The sequence below is a fragment of the Actinoplanes aureus genome (assembly GCF_015704865.1).
Lineage (GTDB): Bacteria > Actinomycetota > Actinomycetes > Mycobacteriales > Micromonosporaceae > Actinoplanes > Actinoplanes aureus.
Map to the genome: position 1 here is coordinate 1 of NZ_JADQTO010000078.1, position 3,112 is coordinate 3,112.

The 3,112-nt window shown below is 65.5% G+C and carries 2 protein-coding genes; both read left to right on the plus strand.

Translation table 11 applies throughout. From position 1 onward, the window contains the following. The first annotated feature begins 906 nt into the window (after positions 1–906). Positions 907–2,376: an ISL3 family transposase gene (locus tag I4J89_RS48935; protein ID WP_309238812.1), complete on the plus strand. Its 1,470-nt coding sequence runs from the start codon at positions 907–909 to the stop codon at positions 2,374–2,376. 35 nt (positions 2,377–2,411) lie between these two features. Further along, positions 2,412–2,810 (plus strand): hypothetical protein, encoded by a 399-nt coding sequence (locus I4J89_RS48940; RefSeq protein WP_196421081.1) that lies wholly within the window; start codon positions 2,412–2,414, stop codon positions 2,808–2,810. Positions 2,811–3,112: the final 302 nt, after the last annotated feature.

Below are 3,112 nucleotides of genomic sequence, written 5' to 3' on the forward strand. Positions count from 1 at the left end.
GTCCTCCAACGGACCCGCAGCCGGCGGACACACCGCACGAACCACCCAGCACCCCAACGCTCGACAGAACACCTGCCGAACACAACGCCACACACCACAAGAAGGTTACGAAGACGACAAACTACCGCTAGATGTCCGCCGTTGATATCTCTGCGGCCGGCCAAGCCGTAAGAATGCGGGACGTGCAGCCATCTACTCAGATATTGGGAACGGATGACGCCGGTGAGCAAAACCTTCTGCGCAACGACCTCGCGCCGGTCTCACCGTCAGGTGGGTACGGTGCCCCCTCGTGACCGAACCCCGCCAGCCAACTGGGGCGCACTCACCCCAACTCCGCGGCGGCGGCCGGGTCTGCATCACCCGCGGCCCGGTCCCAGCCGTGCAGGTTTCGATCGGCATCCCGACCTGCCCACACTGTCGGCAGGCACTGCGCACCGTGCGGATCGACCGGACCGGCAAGCTCACCGGGTTCGCGGAGCCCATCCCGGCTCGATGCGCTGGACCGGAGCAGCACGCCCTGAGCCCCAAAACTGTCCTGCTCGGCTGGCGAGCATGCATGTGTGAGAACACCAGCACGGTGTCGATCGCGGGAACCCGTGCCACGCTGGCGGCGAGGGTGTGCATCGGCAGCTCGTTGAGAGCAGCCTGGGCGTAGGCCTGGCGCACGCTGGCCGCGAGGTCGCCGGTCTGCGCGTTGGCCGTGCGCAGAGAAGGAGTAAGTCGGCGGCTGAGGCCCTCCGGTGATTCTGTTCGCGAGAACCGGGCTCTGGCGCAAACTGTGTGATTGATCTTGAGCGATGAGTCGTTGTTCGGCTGTGTGATGCCGTCGAGCAGCTTCTTCCTCATCTGGTCGGTATCGAGATCGAAGAGGTGCACGCCGGCGCTGAACTGGTCCTCGTAGCCGCCGTGCGTCAGGACGAAGGAATGTGTCCCGCCTGCGCGGCGTCATCGTCGCGGGTCCATTCGCGGTATGAGCGGACGTTGGTCGATGCGCCGGTGGCGGGGCTGGTGGTACGGATCCTGCTGAGGGTGCGGCGGTTCTTCTGTGACAACCCGGAGTGCCGGAGCAAGACCTTCGTCGAACAGGTCGACGGGCTGACTCGTCGCTGGTCACGCATGAGTGAAGGGCTTCGGCGGATGCTCACGGCGATCGGACTCGCGTTGGCGGGGCGGGCGGGTGCCCGGTTGGCCTCGACGCTGGGTATGCCGACCGGCCGCGATCGACTGCTTCGGTTGGTCCGCGCGTTACCCGATCCACCCGTCGGTGACATCACGGTGTTCGGCGTCGACGACTTCGCGATCAAACGCGGTCACCACTACGGCACCGTGCTGATCGACTGCCAGACCCGCAAGGTCGTGGACGTGCTGGTCGGCCGGGACGCCGAACCGGTGACAGCCTGGCTGCAGAACCACTCGAAGCCCGCGGTGATCTGCCGGGACCGAGCTACCGCATACGCCGAAGCGGCCCGGACCGCGGCGCCCGATTCGGTGCAGGTCGCCGACCGATTCCACCTCTGGCAGAACCTGGCCACAGCCGTCGAGAAATGCGTCGCCCGGCACAAGAACTGCCTGGCCGAGCCCATCGACAAGGTGCTCACTGAGCCTGCCGAGGCGGAAGTCGCTGAGCCGACGGGGGCAATGGCCGACCGTCGCCGCGCCCATTACGCCCTGGTCCACGAACTGCTGGAGCAGAGTGCCGGCTTCAGGCAGATCGCCCGGCATCTCGGCTGGTCGCACCGGACGGTATCGAAGTATGCCCACGCCGCCACCTGGCAGGAACTGTTGGTCGGGCAGAAACCGCGTCCAAGCCTGCTCGACCCGTTCAAGCCCTACCTGGCCCGGCGCATCAGCGAAGGATGCCTCAAGGCCAGCGCCCTCTACCGCGAGATAACCGCGAAGGGATTCACCGGCAGCTACTCGATCGTCCGCAAGTTCGTCGAGCAGTACCGCAGCAGGCCCGATCTGATCCGAGCACCCCGGCCGCCGTCGGTCCGGCAGGTGACCGGATGGATCTGCCGACACCCGGACAACCTCGTCAACCGCGACACCGAACAGCTCCATAAGATCCTCGACCACTGCCCGGAGCTGCGATCCGCTGTCGATCTGGTCCGCTCGTTCGCCGACATGATGACCAACCTGCACGGCGAACGTCTCACCGCGTGGATCACCGCGGCCGAACAGGCCGGGCTGCCCGGCATCAGCCGGTTCGCCACCGGCTTGAACGCCGACCTCACCGCGGTCACCGCCGGGCTCAGCCTGCCCTTCAACTCCGGACCGGTCGAAGGCAACGTCAACCGCATCAAGATGATCAAACGACAGATGTACGGCCGCGCCGGCTTCGACCTGCTGCGTAAGCGCGTCCTGCTCGCAGATTGATCAGCGATCGAGCAGGACGGCACTACGCTCTGCCGATGCGCTATCTCACCCGGCAGTTCGCGATCGGTGCACTGCGTCGAGGCAACGGCATCGAACAGTTCCTCGGCGGCGTCGAGATCGACGGCGAACCCGCCATCCGATGGGTGGCGATCAGCTCCATGAACAGGCAATATCGGATCTCACTTCACACCGTGCAAGACCCTGACGACGACCGGGTGGGCGACCTGCCCAACCTCATCTCGCTCGACCCAGTCGACGAGGCATACGTCGGCGAAGGCCGAGAGCTCGCCCGGAGCAAGGACGCGGAAGAGGCGATGACGCTCGCCGAGCACCTCACCGACGCGGACCCCGGCCGCTGGGTCAATCACGCGGTGGCCGGCGAGGAATACATGGACTACGTCAGAAGCCGACGAGACTCCGCCCAAGCGACATAGCCGACAAGATCAATCACGGAGTTCACGCCAGAGCCGAGAACCGGAGCCAAATGTTCGTCACTTTCGGCACCACCTCGCTGGCCGGCAACTCGCGAATGTCGGTGAGAACGAGCGCCACTTGTTGACCATGGTCGAGGTAATGACGAGATCAGCACAAAGGGCGCTACGTCACTCTCGTAGATGTCGGTGGTGGCTCGATGCGCATTTCTGCCGAAAGTAGCCGTCGCCGGGCTGTGGCTTTACGCCACCCACCACCAGCCGTCGCCCACCTCCCGTTTCGGGTATCCGAGGTCGCCCGAGGC